Source organism: Pyxidicoccus fallax (assembly GCF_012933655.1).
Classification (GTDB): domain Bacteria; phylum Myxococcota; class Myxococcia; order Myxococcales; family Myxococcaceae; genus Myxococcus; species Myxococcus fallax.
Map to the genome: position 1 here is coordinate 1 of NZ_JABBJJ010000285.1, position 16,202 is coordinate 16,202.

Consider the following 16,202-nt stretch of genomic DNA (forward strand, 5'->3'; position numbering starts at 1 on the left):
GGGCACGACGGCGCTGGCGGCGGCGGGGCTGGGCAACGGCCTGTTCTTCGCCGTCAGCAGCTTCGGCATGGGGCTGATGATGGGCTTCGACCCGCTCCTGTCCCAGGCCATGGGCGCGCGCCAGTTCAGCCGGGCGCGGGCGCTGCTGTGGCAGGGCGGGTGGATGGCGCTGTTCGCGGGCGTGCTGCTGGGCTCACTGCTGCTGGTGACGCCGGCGCTGCTGCCCCTGGCGGGCATCGGCCCGGAGGTGGTGTCCGGCGCGCGCGACTACATGCTGTGGCGCGCGCCCAGCATGCCGCTGATGCTGGCCTTCCTGACGGTGCGCTCGTACCTCCAGTCCACCGCCTTCACGCGGCCGCTGGTGGTGTCCACCGTGGCGGCCAACGTGCTCAACCTGGGCGCGGACATCCTGCTGGTGTTCGGTGGGGCGGGGCTGCCGGCGTACTTCGGGCCGCTGCGGTGGGTGCCGGCCATGGGCGTGGCGGGCTCGGCGCTGGCGACCTCGCTGTGCACGCTGCTGCAACTGGGCATCGTCCTGGCGGCGGTGCGGGCGCGGCCGCTGGAGGGGGCGGCGCGGCCGGTGCGCACGCCGGTGTGGGCGGACCTGGCGCAGGCCGCGCGGGTGGGCTTGCCGATTGGCCTGCACATCGCCGCGGAGGTGGGCGTGTTCGCGCTGGCGGGCGTGCTCGCGGGCGGCCTGGGCCCGACGAGCGTGGGGGCGCACCAGATTGCCATCTCCTTCTCGAGCGTGACGTTCACGGTGGCCATGGGCATTGGCAACGCGGGCAGCGTGCGGGTGGGCTGGGCGGTGGGCGCGCACAACACGCCGCAGGCGCGGCTGAGCGGGTTCATGGCCTTCGCGGGTGGCGCGGGCTTCATGGCGCTGGGGGCGCTGGTGTTCGCGCTCTTCCCGAAGGCGCTGGCCCAGCTGGCCGGAGCGCCGGAGGACGTGCTGCCGATGGTGGTGCCGCTGTTGATGGTGAGCGCCGTGTTCCAGGTGTTCGACGGCGTGCAGGGCGTGGGCGCGGGCGTGCTGCGCGGCGCGGGCGACACGCGCTTCACCTTCCTGGCCAACATGTTGGGGCACTACGCCATCGGCCTGCCGCTGACGCTGCTGCTGGGCTTCGGGCTGAAGCTGGGCGTGGTGGGCATCTGGTGGGGCCTGTGCGCGGGCCTCATCGCCGTGGCGGTGGCGCTGCTGTGGCGCTTCCACCGGCTGAGCGCCGGCACGCTGCGCCCGTTGGAGGCGTAGGCGCGCGGCGCTCGCGAGGGCATCGGGCGCTACCAGGGCAGGTACTGCTGAATCATCTGGCGCCACACGGGCCAGTCGTGGGTGCCGCCTTCCCAGACGGCGAGGTGGTTGCCGATGCCCTTCTTCCACAGGAGGCTGGAGAGGTGCTCGTTGGAGGGGCGGCAGAAGTCGTGCTCGCCCACGGCGAGGACCATCTCCACGCGCTGCAGGGCGGACAGCTGGGCCGGGTCGCTGACGCCGGGCAGCCACTGCGTGCACGAGTGGAAGTAGACGTCCGAGTCGTTGTGGCCGTCGAGGAACTCGTCCGTCTCGAACTTGCCGCCCATGGAGATGAGGCGGCGGAAGACGTGCGGGTGGCGCAGGCCGATGTTGTACGAGTGGAAGCCACCGAAGCTGCACCCGGCGAGGGTGAGACGGCCGCCGGTGCTACGGCTGGTGAGCAGCGGGACGACCTCGTGGAGGAGGTAGTCCTCCCACTGCTGGTGGCGCATGACGCGGTCGTGCGGGTGGATGGACTTGTTGAACCAGGACTCCTCGTCCACCGAGTCCGGACACACGACGATGTACCGGCCGGACTGGATGCGGTCGGCGATGGCGCCGATGAGGCCGAAGTCCTCGGCCTGGTAGAAGCGGCCCTTGCTCGTGGGCAGCAGCAGCACCGGTTCGCCCGTGTGGCCGAAGACGAGCAATTCCATGTCCCGACCCAGGCGCGGGCTACTCCAGCGGTGGTATTCGCGGTTCATGCCCGGAAGCTTAGTCTCGCCGCGTTGGTGGCAAGCACTGGAGTCGGGCAGGAGCGCCTGGGTGTCGTGGGAGTGAACACCTGAGGGGCCTCCTTCCCGTCCGTCACGGGGGAGTGGAGGCATGTTCAGGCATTGCGCACGAGGCACGCTCCTGGCCTTGCTGGCGGGCGGCTTCGGCTGGGGATGCGGCGCGCCCAATCCCCTCATCCGCGTCACGCGGCTGCCCAATGGAATGCTCCGAGTCGATGGGCCCGCCGCGGGGCCGTTCGAACAGACGGAGGAACTGGCCGCTCATGCGTGTGAATTGATGACGCGACAGCCGGGCGCCACGAACGGAAGGCTCGGGGAGGAGTACTGCGCGCTGTGGTACTACTCGATAGAAGAGAAGGCGTACTTCCTGAGCTACCTCTCGGACTTCAATCGTGAGGACTCCAACGGGGTGAAGGCCTGTGAAGTGCCGCTCGCGCTCAATCACATGGTCGATGGGCGGGGCGGGAAGCGGACCATCATCCTGGGGCCCGGGCACAACCATCCGCACAACCGTGAGTTCTCGCCGCAGGACCTGGGGCGGGGGAGGCGCGAGGGTTGGTCTCCCTTCGGCGTCTCCCGCTTCCATGACGCGTGGACGGACCGGGTGTGGGAGCGCGAGCTGTTCGTCTTCCACAGGGAGCCGGATGGGACGTGCAGCTCGTTCAAGTACAGCTATGCCACGCGCGGTGTGTACGCGTTGCGTGAGGGGCGCTGGCTCTTGATAGGGAAGGCCGAAGGGCGGTGGGGTACCTTCAGGCCCGTCGAGGGACGCGGATGGCAACGCTGACCACCAGGTGGAGAATGACGGGTTCCATGCGTCGTCTGTGCGCCGTGCTTGTCGTCATGGTCCTGGGCCAGGCGCTGGGGGGCTGTTCGTACTTCGGCTACCACAAGCTCGAGAAGCCGGAGACGCTCCCTGCGGTGGAGGGCGAGAAGGTGCGGTTGCCCGAGTCCTTCGAAGGGGCGGTGGAGTTGCAGGGGCCCTCGGTGGCCGCGCTCGAGGTCGCGATGAGGGACTTCCTTCCTCCGGGGAAGAAGGTGCGCTGGAAGGATGGGTATGCGCCCCTGGAGGAATGCCTGTCGCGCAGGTCGACGTACGACGCGCTCGTGCTGCCGTATGGGGAGGGCCTCTTCTACGTGGCGTTCACTCCCATGATTGAGCGGTGTGGATTGAAGACAGCCATCCTCGACGGCGGGGCCGAGTACGTCGTGGATGGTCGTGGTCGCGTGCTGCGCGTCCGTTGAGTGACCTGGGGGATTCATGCGCTGGGTGGTGCTGGGAAGCCTGCTTTTCGTAGGAGGCTGTGCGACGTCCCGCGCGGACCTCGATGTCCGGGTGCGCGAGGATGCGAATGGCCTTGCCCGTTACGAAGGAGCCCTGGCGGGGCCCTACGATGACGTCGACGAGCTCGCCGAGGCCGGATGCGAGCGCATGGTGGGGCTCGGGGCTTCGCTGGGGTACTGCGCGGTCTTCTTCAGTGCTCCTGACGACGAGGGCAGGGACCGGTGGTTCATCGGGCACGTCGCTGACCTCACGGGAGGCAGGCGCGGTGAGGACCGGACCTGCACCCTTCCCATCGACCTCGTCGAGCCAAGCGGTGTGGAAGTGCTCTCGCTCCAGGGGCGGAGGGAGGGGCCTGCATGGCGGCCGACGCGATTCCTGAACCAGCGGACCGGAGCGACGTGGGCGCGTGACGTGCTGGTGTTCTCCCTGGAGGGTTCGGGGAAGTGCACGGTGTATGGGTTCGTCGGCTTCAGCCGCGTCGTGACGGTGAGCCATGGTGACGGGTTCCGCCCGGTGGCGACCGTCTATGACGAGCGGGGCGCCATGCAGGTGCTCGCAGGGAGCGAATGGCTGCCGTAGCGTGAGGATGGGAGTTCATGGTGGGGGAGGGCGCCGCGAGAGCTCGGCCTGGATGAGCACGAGGGGCTGACTCAGGCTGTGAACGCATCCGACGTGGCTGGCCCGCCGTGTGCTTTGGGCCTGGCTCATCATGTCGGGACCGCATGACCTCTTCGTCCGCTACACCTTTGGCAATCCCGAGCGCGCCGCCGCTGAATTGCGTGCCGTGCTGCCCTCGCATGTCGTCTCCGAAGTGGACTGGGCGTCTCTGCGTGGAGAGTCCAGCAGCGTCGTGGACCCGGAACTCCGGGAGACCGAGAGCGATCTGCTCTTCACCGCGCGCCTGCGCACCGGCCACCCGTTGTTGCTGTACGTGCTGCTGGAGCACCAGTCCTCGGTGGACCGATGGATGGCGCTGCGCATGCTGCGCTACGTGGTGCGCCTGCTGGAGCGCTGGCGACAGGAAAACCCGGACAGCACCGTGCTCCCGCTCGTCGTGCCGCTCGTCATGTACCACGGGCCGGAAGGGGGCTGGACGGCGCCGCGCCGGGTGGAGGAACTCTTCGGGTTGCCTGAAGAGTCGAAGGAACGGTGGCAGGCACTGGCGCCGCGCTTCGAGTATCTGCTCGATGACCTGACGGCCGAGCGGGAAGAGGCGCTGAGGGCACGCCCTGGTCCGCCGCTGGTCCGGCTGGCGTGGCTGACATTGCGGTATGGGCGGAGCAGTGAACTGGTTCTGAAAATGCCGGAGTGGGTGGCTCTCTTCTCTCAGGTGCAGGCAGGCCCCGAAGGCGCCGAGCAACTGATTGTGGTCATCCGCTACCTTCTGCTGGTGGGGAACAAGGCGGCGCGTGAAGCGACCGGGCGGGTGCTAAATTCGATGCTGGGTCAGCAGCGAACGGAGGAACTCATGCGTGGCTGGGGTGAGGAACTCATGGAGGAGGGGCTCCAGCAAGGCCTGGCGCGGGGGCGGGAAGAGGGCCGGGCGGAGGGCCTGGCAAAGGGCCGGGAGATGGGGCTGGCAAAGGGCCGGGAGATGGGGCTGGCAAAGGGCCGTGAGGAGGGAGTCCTCCTCGGACGTGCCGAGTCCATCCTGCGAATCCTGGCCGCGCGGGACGTGCAGGTGGAGGAGTGGGCCCGGCTGCGCATCCTCACCTGTAAGGACCTGGCCACGCTGGACCGCTGGTTGAGCAGGTCCATCAACGCCACCAGCCTCTCGGTGTTGTTCGGCGAGCAGGCGCAGTAGCCCGCCACGTCCTCACGCGCTGCGCGGGCTCGTTCCCCATGCTCGGAGGAAGTCGTCGGACTCGGCGGTGATGCGGGGGAGGGACGCGGTCAGCTCGTGCCCGTCCTTCACCTCCACGAGGCGCACGTGCCTCCGGCCCCTGGCCCACTGGCGGGAGTATTCGATGTTGCAGGTGTCATCCGTGCTCCCGTGGATGATCAGCGTGGGGACTCGCACGTCGGGCCAGCCTCCCGTGCGCGCGTCCACCGCCTCCGCGTCCGGGATGAAGTCGGAGTGGATGCGCACCTTGCGCTTCTCCGCGAAGTCGTCCGTCTCGATGAATCCCGACGTCTGCCAGTGCTTCCACGCCGCGTCCCCCATGCGGCGGTGGAGCTGGTCCACCACACGGAACGCTGGCGCCAGCAGCACCAGCGCGCAGACTCGCGGGTCCTGTTCCGCGACGCGGGCGGCGGTGAGACCTCCCAGGCTGGAGCCGAAGAGGACCGCGCGATCCTCGGCCCCGCCGATGGCCTCGCGCACCGTGTCCAGCATCGCGCTCAGGCGGAGTTGCTCCATCGACGGCACGCGGAGGTTGAGGCGCTCGACGTGGATGCCCTGGGCTTCGTAGTGCTTCGCCACCGCCACGCCCTTCGTCGAGTCCGGCCCCGAGGCGAAGCCGTGCAGGTACAGCCAGCGGAGATTTTGGGGCGCGGGAACGGGAGGCGGCGTGCTCATGGGAGAGCACTGTAACCGCCGCGTGCGGGGATGGCGTGCGACATTCAGGGCACGGGCGTGGCCTCGAAGGCCTGGGTGAGCGTGCTCCCGATTCGGGCCAGCAGTTGCTCTGCTTCCGCGACGCGCCGGAAGCCTCGGGTGCAGGCAGCCACGATGATGGGGCGGCCCGGTTGGAACTCCAGGATGCCCACGTCACAGGCTCGCTGGTGCTGCGTGCCCGTCTTGTGCGCCCAGCTTGCCGTGTCCGGGAGCCCCGCGCGGATTCTCGACCGGCCCGTGTCGCAGTTTCGCATCAGTGTCTGCGCGCGCTCGCAAGACGCCGGCCTCAGGCCCTCGCAGCGGGCCACCTGCTCCAGCAGCCGGCCCACTTCGCGCATGGGCGCGGAGTTGGTGCCCTCCGCGTAGAAGGCGCGGAACGCCGCTTCCAGCTCGTGCCCGCTCCAGGCGGGCGAGTGACCCAGCACTTCGGACAGGGTCCTTGCTCGCGCGGCGAGCGAGTTGCGCCGGCCCAGCTCACGTACCTGGGGTGGCGTCACTTCCGCGCCTTCCGGCGACAGCTTGCCGTAGATGCGCTGGCGATCATCGAGCAGCGTGACGAGGGGGCCGAATCGCACGTCGCGCCGCTCCAGGTCGGCGTTCACGTTGTCGATGCCCACCTGCTCGATGAGCATGTCCGCCGCCGCGTTGTCGCTGTGGACCATCATGTATTCGAGCAGCGTGGCCACGGTCAGCTCGGTGCCTCGCGGCACCTTCGCCATCGGGCGCATGCCATCGCGGACGTCCTCGGGACCGAAGACGAGCCGCGTCTGGAGCGTGAGCGTCCCCGCGTCCACCTGGCGCAGGACCTCCAGCATCACGGCCACCTTGATGGCCGAGGAGAGGTACATGGGCACCTCCGCGTTGTGCTCGTACGTCGCGCCCGTGCGGACGTCGCGCACGTAGAGCGCCAGCTGACCGGGGAAGTCGCTCGCCGCGGCCGTGACGCCCTCGTGCAGCACGGAGACCCACGGAGTCCGTTCAGGCTCCGTGGGTGCGGCGCTGGCGGCACCGGCGAGCGTGAGGAGCAGAGCCATGAGGAGGCATGGCCACTGTCTTCTTCCGATGCCGCCATGTAAGGCGTTCATCTGCGAGCCGAATGTCAGGATGCGTGCCTCCGCCGAAAGGCGGGAGCCCGGGCGCGTGGCGAACCTCCGCTGTCGCTGCAGCCACGTGAGGTGTTCATCCATGCGTCCGGGTCAGTGAGTGGCCCTGTCGGGGCTCACCCCCCACCACCTCCGGCAAGGCCCGTGTCCTCGCTCTCGGTGGGCGTGGCCTGCTGTCCCGCACCGCCGATGCCGGTGGCGTTCTCATCCGTCTCGGGCGCTTCGGCGGGCGACGCCGTGTCCAGCTCCGAGGGAGACTGCTGGGCCGTGGCGGCCGTGTCCGGGGACTCGGGCGCGGGCCGCGTGTCGGGAGCCGGAGGCGTGGCGGGTGGCGTGTTGCTCGCGGTGCCGAGGCTCGAAGTGTCCGGAGCCGGAGCCGGCGTCGGCGCGGGAGGCGGCGCGGGCGGCGCGTTGCTCGCGGTGCCCAGGCTCGACGTGTCGGGAGCCGGAGCCGGCGTCGGCGTGGGCTGCTGGACCCCTACGCCACTGGTCCGCGGAGCCTGGGTTTCGATTTCAGGCTTCGACGCCGCCGAGACAGACTGCTGTCCCGACCCACCAGTGCCCACCACCCTGCAGTCCATCGCGGGCTGTCGAGGCGCCTGCGCCACGGGCGCCGAGGCCTGGGCCGTGCCCGTGCTGCTCGTCCCCGTGGTCGGTGGTGTCGTCGTCGTCGTGTCGTCTGGTTTGTTCTGGTCGTGCGCGCAACCGGTGCCGAGCAGCACGACGGCCGCGATCAGTCCTACGACTTTCATGGTCATCCCCGTCTGAGCTGGGTCTGCTGGACGGGAAGTTGGGTCGCGTGTCGCGGAACGAACAGATGTGGGCCCGCCGGGACGCCCCCCTCATGGGATGGCGGACGGGACATCAAGCGCTCGCCGGGCCGCCTGCATCCGCACGGAATGGCCGTGTGCTCAGAACCTGAGCACGGGCCCGGCAATCACCGAGTGCAGCGGCTCCGCGCACTCCTTGATGGCCTCCTCGGTGAACTTCACGTCGCAGAACTGGAAGGCCGTGGCCACCGACAGGCCCAGGTACTGGTTGAACCAGCCATCGATACCCACGCGGAAGGCCATGCTCGTCGTGTCGATGTTCTCCCGCAGCAGCGTTCCCACCTCGTTCGGGGTGAACGAGCTCGACCAGCTCTTCGACAGGCGCGCGCCCACCCACGGGTTGAAGGGCTTGTCCCGGAAGAAGCGCAGCCGCGCCTCGATGCCCACCGCCTTGTAGTCGAGCTGCGCCCGCTCCAGCCGGTTCGGGTCCGCCGACGTGGGGAAGCGCTGCTGCGCCCACGTCTCCGAGATTTCGGCCAGCAGGCCCAGGGACAGACCCGGCGGTGACTCCACGCCCAGGTACCCGTGCAGCGCCGGCCCCTTCGCGTGGAAGTCGCTCAGGTGGTCCAGCGTGATGCCCGCTCCCAGCGAGGCGTACCCATGCCAGCCCTCCGCCACCGCTTCCGTTCCCAACCCCAGCACGCCCACCAGCGCCACCGACTTCCACAGCGTTCTCATGCGCCGCAGTCTACGCTCGCCGGGCCACCTCCCGGGAGCGCCGAGGCCCGTTCTTCCACGGCCCCGTCATGAAACCCGACGGCCCTCCGTCACCGGGAGGCACCCGCGTTCGCCACCAGGCACCGGTCATGCGGGATTCCACTCACTGGAGGGGCCCCCTGTCACGGCGGGTGCTCTTCGCGCCGGCCGAGCCCGGCGGATAGGCTCTGCTCCCATGTCTGTCACCTTCGAAACCGCCGCCTCCGCCGTCCGCGATGCCCTCACCGACGCCGGGCGAGGGCTCGTCGAGCGCGAGGCCATGGTGGAGCTGGTGGCCCTGTCCGCCGTGGCCGGCGAGCACCTGCTCGTCATCGGTCCTCCCGGTACCGCGAAGAGCGAGGCCGTGCGCCGCACCGCTCGCGCGCTGGGCGGCTCCTACTTCGAGTACCTCCTGGGCCGCTTCACCGAGCCGTCCGAGCTGTTCGGCCCCGTCGACCTGCGCAAGCTGCGCGAGGGGCTCGTGGAGACGGAGACCTCCGGCATGCTGCCCGAGGCCGAGGTCGCCTTCCTCGACGAGGTCTTCCTCGGCTCCACCGCCATCCTCAACACGCTGCTCGGCATCCTCAACGAGCGCACCTTCCGGCGCGGCCACACCCGCATGCGCTGCCCGCTGCGCGTCTGTGTGGGCGCCTCCAACGCGCTGCCCGAGGATGACTCGCTCGCCGCGTTCGCCGACCGCTTCCTCACCCGCATCTTCGTCGAGCCCGTGCCCGACCCCCGGCTGGAGGAGCTGCTCGCGGGCGGCGCCTCGCTGTGGGGCGAGGGCGAGGCTCGCGCCACCTCGCTGGAGTCCCTGGACGTGCTCGCCCAGGTGGCTCGCGAAGCGGACCTCGCTTCCGTGCGCCCGCATCTGGCGCATGCGCTGCGCTCGTTGCGCGCAGCGGGCATCGGCCTGTCGGACCGGCGCGCGGTGAAGGTGCAGAAGCTGATTGCCTCCGCCGCCGCCCTGGCGGGCCGGCGCGTGCCGAGCACCGCGGACCTGTGGCCGCTCGTCTATGCGGTGCCCACCAAGGAGGCGCAGGCGCTCGCGCGCGACGTGCTGCGGGAGCTGCTCTCGGCGTCGGAGAACCCGGCCCTGGCCGCCGCGGCGCTGGAGGCGAGCGCGGGGCCGCTGGCCCGGGCGCAGCGCATCGCCAGCGCGGGCGAGGTGCTCCTGTCGGAGCGGCCGGCGGAAGGGAATGCCGAGGCGCTCGCCGCGTGGCGTCTGAAGCTGGAGGGCGTGGCTCGGGAAATGGACGCGGGCTTCGCGCCCGAGTCTCTGCCCGAGGCGTTGAAGGCACTGCGCGCGCGGCTGTCCGAGGTGCTGTCGCCCGGCGCGCCCGAGGCCCCCGCGAACGTGGCGGCCTGAGCGGTGTGGTGAGCCGGGTGGGGTGTTGCATGAGGCCCCGGTGCGGAGCTGGAACGAGCGAGCCGCGCAGCCGGCAGACGCGGCGCGGATGGCAAGCAGAGAGAGCCGTTGCCGTAGCGGGAACGAAGAGTGCGTGGGCGAGCGGCGGGGCACGGACGTGAGTCAGATGGAAGGGCTGTTCCCCCGGTGGGAACGGAGATGACGCGGACGAACATGAGCAGCGAGCGTCAGGACAATGCATCCGCGCGCATCCCGGTGCGCTGGGGCCCGCGCGCCGAGCCGCTGGAGCCGCTCGCCGTCGCGGGAGAAGGGCCCGTGGCGTTCGCGCTCGCGCGCCGGTTGCTCACCGAGGACGACGCGCGCCTCGCCACGTGGAGTGGGGTGGCGGGCCCGGGTGTCCTCATCCTGCTCGGCCCCGCGGGCTCGCTGCCGTGGGTGGATGGCGCCGTGTATCTCGGCAGGGACTCCACCGCGCCGTCGCTGCTGCTGCCCTGCGCGCTGGCGCCCGATGTGGCTGCCTCCATGCTGGAGCGCGCGCTGCTCGCCCATGCCGGGAGGATGGGCACGCCGGTGGCCGTGCTGCCCGCGTCGGGCCATCTCGTCTCCGTGAACGCGGCCCGCCCGGTGGCTCGCGCGACGCTCACCGCGTGGCTGGAGCCGGCTCCGGCCACGTCCCGCACCGGGGTGAGGCCGTGAGCGCGCTGCCTCCCGCGCTGCGGCCCTGGGCGTCGCAGCTCTCGCTGTTCCCCGAGGACCTGGCCCTGCACCTGGGCCCCCATGTGGCGCGGCTGTCCGCGGCGCTCGGCTCGCTGCGCCCCCGGGGCGAGACCGAGGGTGGCGAGCCGCAGGGCTATGACGGCCTCACCCGCCGCGGCACCTTCGACCGGCTCCTCGTGAGCGAGTGGCTGTGGGCCCTGGAGTCCCCCGACGAGCTGGTGCGCCGCGCCGCCTTCGGTGAGCTGTCCTTCCTCAAGCCCGCCTTCCGCCAGCCCCAGGGCGCGCGCCGCACCGTGGTGCTGCTGGACGCGGGGCCCGACCAGCTCGGGGCGCCTCGCATCGCCCACCTCGCGCTCCTCATCGTCCTGTCCCGCCGCGCCGAGGCCGCGGGCGCCGCCTTCTCCTGGGGCGTGCTCCAGTCCGACCCCGGGCAGGGCGCCTTCTCCGACGTGACGCCCGCCACCCTCGGCACGTGGCTCGCCGCCCGCACGGCGGAACTTCCCACGGAGGCCCGGCTCGCCGCGTGGCGGAGCGCGCTGTCCCTCGACGCGGCCCCGGAGGATGCGTGGCTCGTGGGCGACGCGCGCCTGGCCCGGCTGCCCGGTGCCTCGGGCCTGTCTCGCGTGGAGGTGTCCGAGGTGCTCGCCACCGACGCCCGGCGGCTCGCGGTGCGGGTGCGGCCCGCTTCCCGCGCCGAGCGCTCCGTGACGCTGGACCTTCCTCCTCCGGACACCTGCGTGCGTCTGCTGAGGGACCCGTTCCAGCAGACCCGCCCGCCACCCATCGCCTCGTCCGGGCGGGGACAGGTGCCGCCCCTGCGCTGGTTCTCCTTCTCCGCGGACGGCCACCGGCTGCTGCTCCAGCGGATCGACGGCAGCGTGGGGGCCATGGCCATTCCGCACTCGGCGCGCGCCACCGTGCCCAAGCCGCGGCGAGTGACGCCTCCTCGCGAGCAGACGGTGCTGGGCGCTGGCTGGCGCTACAACGGCGGCCTCATCCTCCTCACTCGGAATGAGCGCAGCGGCGCTTATGGGCTCCACGGCAAGGTTCGTCGGAACGCGGCCGGGAAGCCCCCGGAGGCCCTCTTCACGTCTCGCGATACGGGCGTGCACCCGACACCGCTCCTGAAGGGGCAGCCCCTGGGCCGGCTGTTGAGCTCCGTGGATGCCTTTGGCGGCGAGCGCCTCCTGCTGCTGTCCTACGTGGACGAGAGTCTCTTCCTCGTCGACGAAGAGGAGGGCACCCGGCGTGTCACGCTCTCGCGCGTGGCCACGCAGGTCACCGCCGCGGCCGAGGTGGGCCGCAAGGTCTGTTTCGTGACGCGCTCCGCGCCCCCGGACGCGGCGGACGTGGCGCCCGGCGCATGGGGCGTCGTCGTGGACAAGGAGCGTGTGGACTCCCGGCGGTTCGGCGTGGAGGGGAAGCGGGCGTACTTCGCCTATACGGACAACCACGACGATGGCGTGCCGGGAGTGCTCGCGGTCCGTAGCGAGCCGGGGCTGTGGCGCATGGTCATCGCGAGCGGCGAACTGGACGTGCGCGTCCCCACGGAGGCGCAGGTGTTCGGCGCGGGCTCCTGCCGCGAGCAACCTCGGGACTTCGGCGTGCTGGCGCTCGACAAGGACCGGCGCACCGTCTGGCTGTTCAGCTGCAAGAGGCAATACAAGGTGATGGTGCTCCCGGGGGACGTGGAGCAGATTCAAGCCAGCCATGGCGCGCCCCTCATCGGGTGGAGGCCGAAGGAGGGCGGGCTGATGCTGAGCAACCTGCGCGACGGCGGAATCCTGTTCCATGAGCCGCCAGGAGCGGGCGAATGAGCGGCGCGTCCTCCTCTCTCCGGCCTCGCCTGCACCTGCACCGGGGCACGGTTCGCGCGGCGGCCCTCTGGTTCGACCCCACGCTGCTCGGTGAGGGCGAGGCGCGGCGGCGCGTGCTCGCCGCGTGGTCGCCCGCGGCCTCCGTGCATGCCGTGGCTGGCGGCTATCTGCTCCGGCTGCCCCAGCCTCGCGCCCTCGCCAGCGACGCCGCTCCGGGACTGCCGCTCACGCTGGAGCGGGGCGTGCTGTCCTCCGCGCCCCTGTCCGCCACCGAGCGCGAGCACCTGACCGCCGGTGAGGGCTCGGTGGTGCTGGTGCGCGCGGGTGTGGCGCGGGTGCATCCGCTGTCCGGTGCGCCCGCGGTGGACCTGTCCGAGTGGCTCGACGTGTCCGGGTGGCTGACGGTGCCCGTGCGCGGCCTGGGCGCGCCGCCGCCGCCCGTGCCGACGCTGGAGCCCGTTTCTCCGCCCGCGCGCGCGTCCTACGGTTCCGTGCCCCCGCTCTCCCCTGAGGCGCGAGCGATGATGGCGCGCATGCAGGGCAAGGCTCCTCCGGAGGAGGTCGTGGTGGCCCGGCGGCCGGGGCTGCTGGCCCGGCTGCGCGCCGCCTTCCTCGGTGTGCGTGGGGCCACGCCGGCTCCTCGCGATGGAAGGGCCCTGGCCGTGCACCGCGCCGGGTTGCTCGCGCGGCTGCGCGCGGCGCTTTCGGGTCGTGCCTCGGCGGCGGGCGGTGCATCCCGTCCTGGCCTGCCGCGACGACTCTCCAGCACGGACGCGTCGGGCTCGGACTCCGCGCTCGCGACCGCTCGTCCCGGTCTGCTCGCGCGGCTCGCCGCGTGGTTCCAGCGGGGCGAGGCCCAGCCGCGTGCATTGTCCTCGAGCACGGCTCGTCCCGCGGGCAACGGGCCGCGCTCCTCCGCGTCCACGTCCCGCCGGCCCTCGCTGCTTCGCCGGTGGCTGTCGTCCCTCTTCACGCGCTCCGGCGCGGAGCCCGGGAGCGCCATGGCCAGCACCCGCGGCGGCTCCACCGAGGTCCCTCCCGGCACTCGCGTGGAGCCCCCCGGCCCGAGTCTGATGTCTCGCATGTCCGAGTGGATGCTCCGCCACACGCCGCTCGGCGAGCTGCTGGGCCGGCGCAAGGCGGAGTACGTGCGACGCCTCTTCGAGATGTTCGAGGACGGCGACCTCCAGGAGGCGCTGCGCCACGCCATCCCCCTGGGCAGCGGTATGCCGGACGAGAACACGCGCGTGGCGCTCGGCCTGCCCGGCCCCCGCGAGACGCTCTCCATCCGGACGAGCTCTGCTGGCCACGCCACCCTCTTCGGCAGCGGCCAGGAGGTGTTCGCCGCGCTCAAGGCGCGTTACCTGGAGGCCTTCCGCCGCCTCGAACGCGAGGGCCGCATCGACGAGGCGGCCTTCGTCCTCGCCGAGCTGCTCGGCGCGAGCGAGCAGGCCGTCTCCTTCCTCGAAAGGCACGGGCGCCTCCGCCTCGCGGCCGAGCTGGCCGAGAGCCGGAACCTGCCCCCCGGCCTCGTGGTGCGCCAGTGGTTCCTCGCGAAGGACGTGGCGCGCGCGACGGCCATCGCCCGGCGCAGCGGTGCCTTCGCGGACGCGGTGCTGCGCCTGTCGAACACGCATCCCCAGGAGGCCATCGAGCTGAGACGGCTCTGGGCGGAGTCGCTCGCCGAGGCCGGGGATTGGGCCCAGGCGGTGCGCGCCATCTGGCCCGTCACCGAGGCCCGCCATCTCGCCCGCGCCTGGGTGGAGCGGGGCGCGGAGTGCGGTGGCGCCAACGGGGCACGGATGCTCGCGCTGTGGGCCAGCGCCTTCCCCGACGGGCTGGAGACCGCGGGCGCCCGCGTGCGGGAGCTCCTCGAGGACGACTCCCCGGAGCGGGCTCCCGAGCGCTACGACTTCGGCCTCACCCTGTCGGGCGAGGCCTCGTCGCCGAACCGCTCCGCGCTCCTGGTGCCCACGGCGCGCGCGCTGCTGCGCGACAGCGCCGCCCGCCGCGCCGGCTTCCCGCCCGACTTCATCACCCGCCTGCTGCACGGTGCCCCGGACGGCACGCTGCGCGCGGACCTGCCTCCGCTGCCCAACCCTCCCTACAAACCCTGGCACTTCGTCGCCACGGTCCGCGCGTCGGACGCGGGGCCCCTTCCCATCCACGACGCGGTGGCGCTGCCGGACGGGCGGCTGCTGCTCGCGCTGGGCGAGGCGGGCGCGCGGCTGGTGCGCGCGGACGGCCGGACGGTGGCCCACTTCGACGTGCCGGCCTTCTCGCTCGTGTCCTCGGTGAATGGGGACCGGGCACTGGCGCTCGCGCCGCGCGGCGAGGTGTGGCGGCTGTCCCGGCTGGACCTGCTGGCGCGCCGGGCCACCGCGTGGTGCGACGCGCGGCTGGACTCCTGGGCTTCCACCTATGACGGCAGCACCTGGTTCGCCGCCTTCGAGGGCACGGTGATGATGGTGGACGCCCTCGCCGCCGACCTGCGCTCCCTCTGGCGGGTACCGGAGCTGCCGGGCCGGGTGCTCGCCTTCGCCGTGGATGCGACACGGCTGAGCTTCCTCACCCACGGCGGGGCGGACGTGGAGCGGTGGACCTACGAGCTGGCCCAGGGCCCCACGCTGCGCGCGCGCGGCGAGGTGCCGAAGCCTCCGACCCCCGGCAAGCCCTTCCTCATGGCCGCCTCGCTGACCGCGGACGGCGAGGCGGTGACCCTCGTGGGAGTCCTCCCCGAGCAGCCCCCCGAAGCCGCTCCCTCGCTGACGCACGAGGTCTGGCTCCGCTGGCTGAGTCCCACCACCGGCCGCAAGCCGTGGCTGCCCACGGACCAGCGGGAGGGACGCGAGGACTTCATCCTCACCGAGTCGTGGCGCGCGGACGTGGTGCGCCGCGACGAGCACTGGTGGCTCCACTTGTCGGGCGTGCATGGCGGCGAGCGGGCCACGCTCACCTTCGAGGGCGCCGCCCCGCGCGTGCGCCTCACCACCACCTCGCTGCTGGCCTTCGATTCACTCGGCCGGCTGCTGGTGCTGGACATGGAGCAGGGCACGCTCCAGCACGTGGCCGTGACGTGAGCGAAGGGGCGCGGCTTCAGGACGCGCGCAGCAGGTGGGGCGGCACGTCGGCGGAGGTGGCGGTGAGCTCGCGCCGCTCGTCGTCCACCTCCAGCACCACCCGCACGCCCTCCACCGTCACCAGCAGCGACGGCGGGGTGCCCGGCAGCGCATGCAGCCACGTGGAGGCCATGGGCAGCTCGCCGCCCACCAGCTCCGCCGCGCGCAGCAGGTGCAGCCGCACCGCGTGGCCCACGCTCCCGGGCAACAGGCGCAGCGAGAGGGCCACGTTCTCCGACAGCCGCAGCGCGTAGGGGCCGGAGGGCTCGCGGGGAGCGGGCTCGGGCAGGTACCGCAGGGTCGCGCGCAGCTGGTGGAGCATCGCCTCCGGCGCGTGGGGCTTGCGCAGGAAGCCCACCACGCCACTCAGCGGCGACTCCTCTCCACTCAGCGACTCGGAGAACATCAACACCGACAGGTGCCGCAGCCGCTCGCTCGTGCGGAGCTGGCCGTACAGCTCCCACCCGTCCATCCGCGGCAGCACCAGGTCCAGCAGGATGAGGTCGGGGTGGCCGGCGCGGGGATGGCTGCGCAGCCACTCCAGCGCCTCCACGCCGTCCGTGGCATGGGACACGACGAAACCCTCGGCACGAGCGGCCTCACCCAGGCGGTTGCGCCAGGTGGAGTCGTCTTCGACGAGGAGCAGGTGCTGGACGGGCGGGGACATGGGGCACGACAGGGGGG

General features: G+C 71.9%; 15 protein-coding genes. 9 read left to right on the forward strand and 6 right to left on the reverse strand.

The window, feature by feature from the left end; translation table 11 throughout:
- Positions 1-1,252 (forward strand): MATE family efflux transporter (locus HG543_RS39920; RefSeq protein WP_169350172.1); only part of this gene is annotated, 1,252 nt, incomplete at its 5' end.
- A gap of 29 nt (positions 1,253-1,281) precedes the next feature.
- Here the strand turns inward: HG543_RS39920 and HG543_RS39925 are convergent.
- Positions 1,282-1,947: an esterase family protein gene (locus tag HG543_RS39925; RefSeq protein ID WP_246357633.1), complete on the reverse strand. Its 666-nt coding sequence runs from the start codon at positions 1,945-1,947 to the stop codon at positions 1,282-1,284.
- Between the two features lie 169 nt (positions 1,948-2,116).
- Here HG543_RS39925 and HG543_RS39930 point away from each other — a divergent pair, with 169 nt between their 5' ends.
- The 4 genes from HG543_RS39930 to HG543_RS39945 all read left to right on the forward strand — a co-directional run bounded on the left by HG543_RS39930 (position 2,117) and on the right by HG543_RS39945 (position 5,114).
- Positions 2,117-2,812, forward strand: a complete 696-nt coding sequence (locus HG543_RS39930; protein ID WP_169350174.1) for a hypothetical protein — start codon at positions 2,117-2,119, stop codon at positions 2,810-2,812.
- A gap of 26 nt (positions 2,813-2,838) precedes the next feature.
- On the forward strand, positions 2,839-3,270 hold the full coding sequence (locus HG543_RS39935; RefSeq protein WP_169350175.1) for a hypothetical protein: 432 nt from the start codon (positions 2,839-2,841) through the stop codon (positions 3,268-3,270).
- Between the two features lie 16 nt (positions 3,271-3,286).
- Positions 3,287-3,889, forward strand: a complete 603-nt coding sequence (locus HG543_RS39940; protein ID WP_169350176.1) for a hypothetical protein — start codon at positions 3,287-3,289, stop codon at positions 3,887-3,889.
- A 130-nt stretch (positions 3,890-4,019) separates the two neighbouring features.
- A complete protein-coding gene (locus HG543_RS39945; protein WP_169350177.1) occupies positions 4,020-5,114 on the forward strand; it encodes an Rpn family recombination-promoting nuclease/putative transposase in 1,095 nt (364 codons plus the stop codon).
- Positions 5,115-5,126: 12 nt separating this feature from the next.
- Here HG543_RS39945 and HG543_RS39950 read toward each other — a convergent pair whose 3' ends face one another.
- The 4 genes from HG543_RS39950 to HG543_RS39965 form a co-directional block, all read right to left on the reverse strand.
- Positions 5,127-5,828 (reverse strand): YqiA/YcfP family alpha/beta fold hydrolase, encoded by a 702-nt coding sequence (locus tag HG543_RS39950; protein ID WP_169350178.1) that lies wholly within the window; start codon positions 5,826-5,828, stop codon positions 5,127-5,129.
- A 44-nt stretch (positions 5,829-5,872) separates the two neighbouring features.
- The gene (locus HG543_RS39955) at positions 5,873-6,901 is read right to left on the reverse strand and encodes a serine hydrolase (RefSeq protein ID WP_169350179.1); all 1,029 of its coding nucleotides are present in this window, start codon (positions 6,899-6,901) and stop codon (positions 5,873-5,875) included.
- A gap of 185 nt (positions 6,902-7,086) precedes the next feature.
- Positions 7,087-7,722: a hypothetical protein gene (locus HG543_RS39960; RefSeq protein WP_169350180.1), complete on the reverse strand. Its 636-nt coding sequence runs from the start codon at positions 7,720-7,722 to the stop codon at positions 7,087-7,089.
- A 159-nt stretch (positions 7,723-7,881) separates the two neighbouring features.
- Positions 7,882-8,478 carry a hypothetical protein gene (locus HG543_RS39965; RefSeq protein ID WP_169350181.1) on the reverse strand — a complete coding sequence of 199 codons (597 nt, stop codon included), beginning with the start codon at positions 8,476-8,478 and terminating at the stop codon, positions 7,882-7,884.
- 214 nt (positions 8,479-8,692) lie between these two features.
- Between HG543_RS39965 and HG543_RS39970 the strand changes: the two genes are divergently transcribed.
- The 4 genes from HG543_RS39970 to HG543_RS39985 all read left to right on the forward strand — a co-directional run bounded on the left by HG543_RS39970 (position 8,693) and on the right by HG543_RS39985 (position 15,479).
- Positions 8,693-9,865 carry an AAA family ATPase gene (locus HG543_RS39970; RefSeq protein WP_169350182.1) on the forward strand — a complete coding sequence of 391 codons (1,173 nt, stop codon included), beginning with the start codon at positions 8,693-8,695 and terminating at the stop codon, positions 9,863-9,865.
- Between the two features lie 213 nt (positions 9,866-10,078).
- Complete coding sequence (locus tag HG543_RS39975; RefSeq protein ID WP_169350183.1) at positions 10,079-10,561, forward strand: bpX5 domain-containing protein; 483 nt, start codon at positions 10,079-10,081, stop codon at positions 10,559-10,561.
- Entirely contained in the window at positions 10,558-12,399 is a 1,842-nt protein-coding gene (locus tag HG543_RS39980; protein WP_169350184.1) for a serine/threonine-protein kinase, read from the forward strand. The genes HG543_RS39975 and HG543_RS39980 overlap by 4 nt, the downstream gene beginning before the upstream one ends.
- On the forward strand, positions 12,396-15,479 hold the full coding sequence (locus HG543_RS39985) for a bpX6 domain-containing protein (protein WP_169350185.1): 3,084 nt from the start codon (positions 12,396-12,398) through the stop codon (positions 15,477-15,479). The genes HG543_RS39980 and HG543_RS39985 overlap by 4 nt, the downstream gene beginning before the upstream one ends.
- Before the next feature lie 16 nt (positions 15,480-15,495).
- Here the strand turns inward: HG543_RS39985 and HG543_RS39990 are convergent.
- Positions 15,496-16,202, reverse strand: a 707-nt coding sequence (locus HG543_RS39990) for a response regulator (RefSeq protein ID WP_343073557.1), incomplete at its 5' end; no start/stop codon positions are given.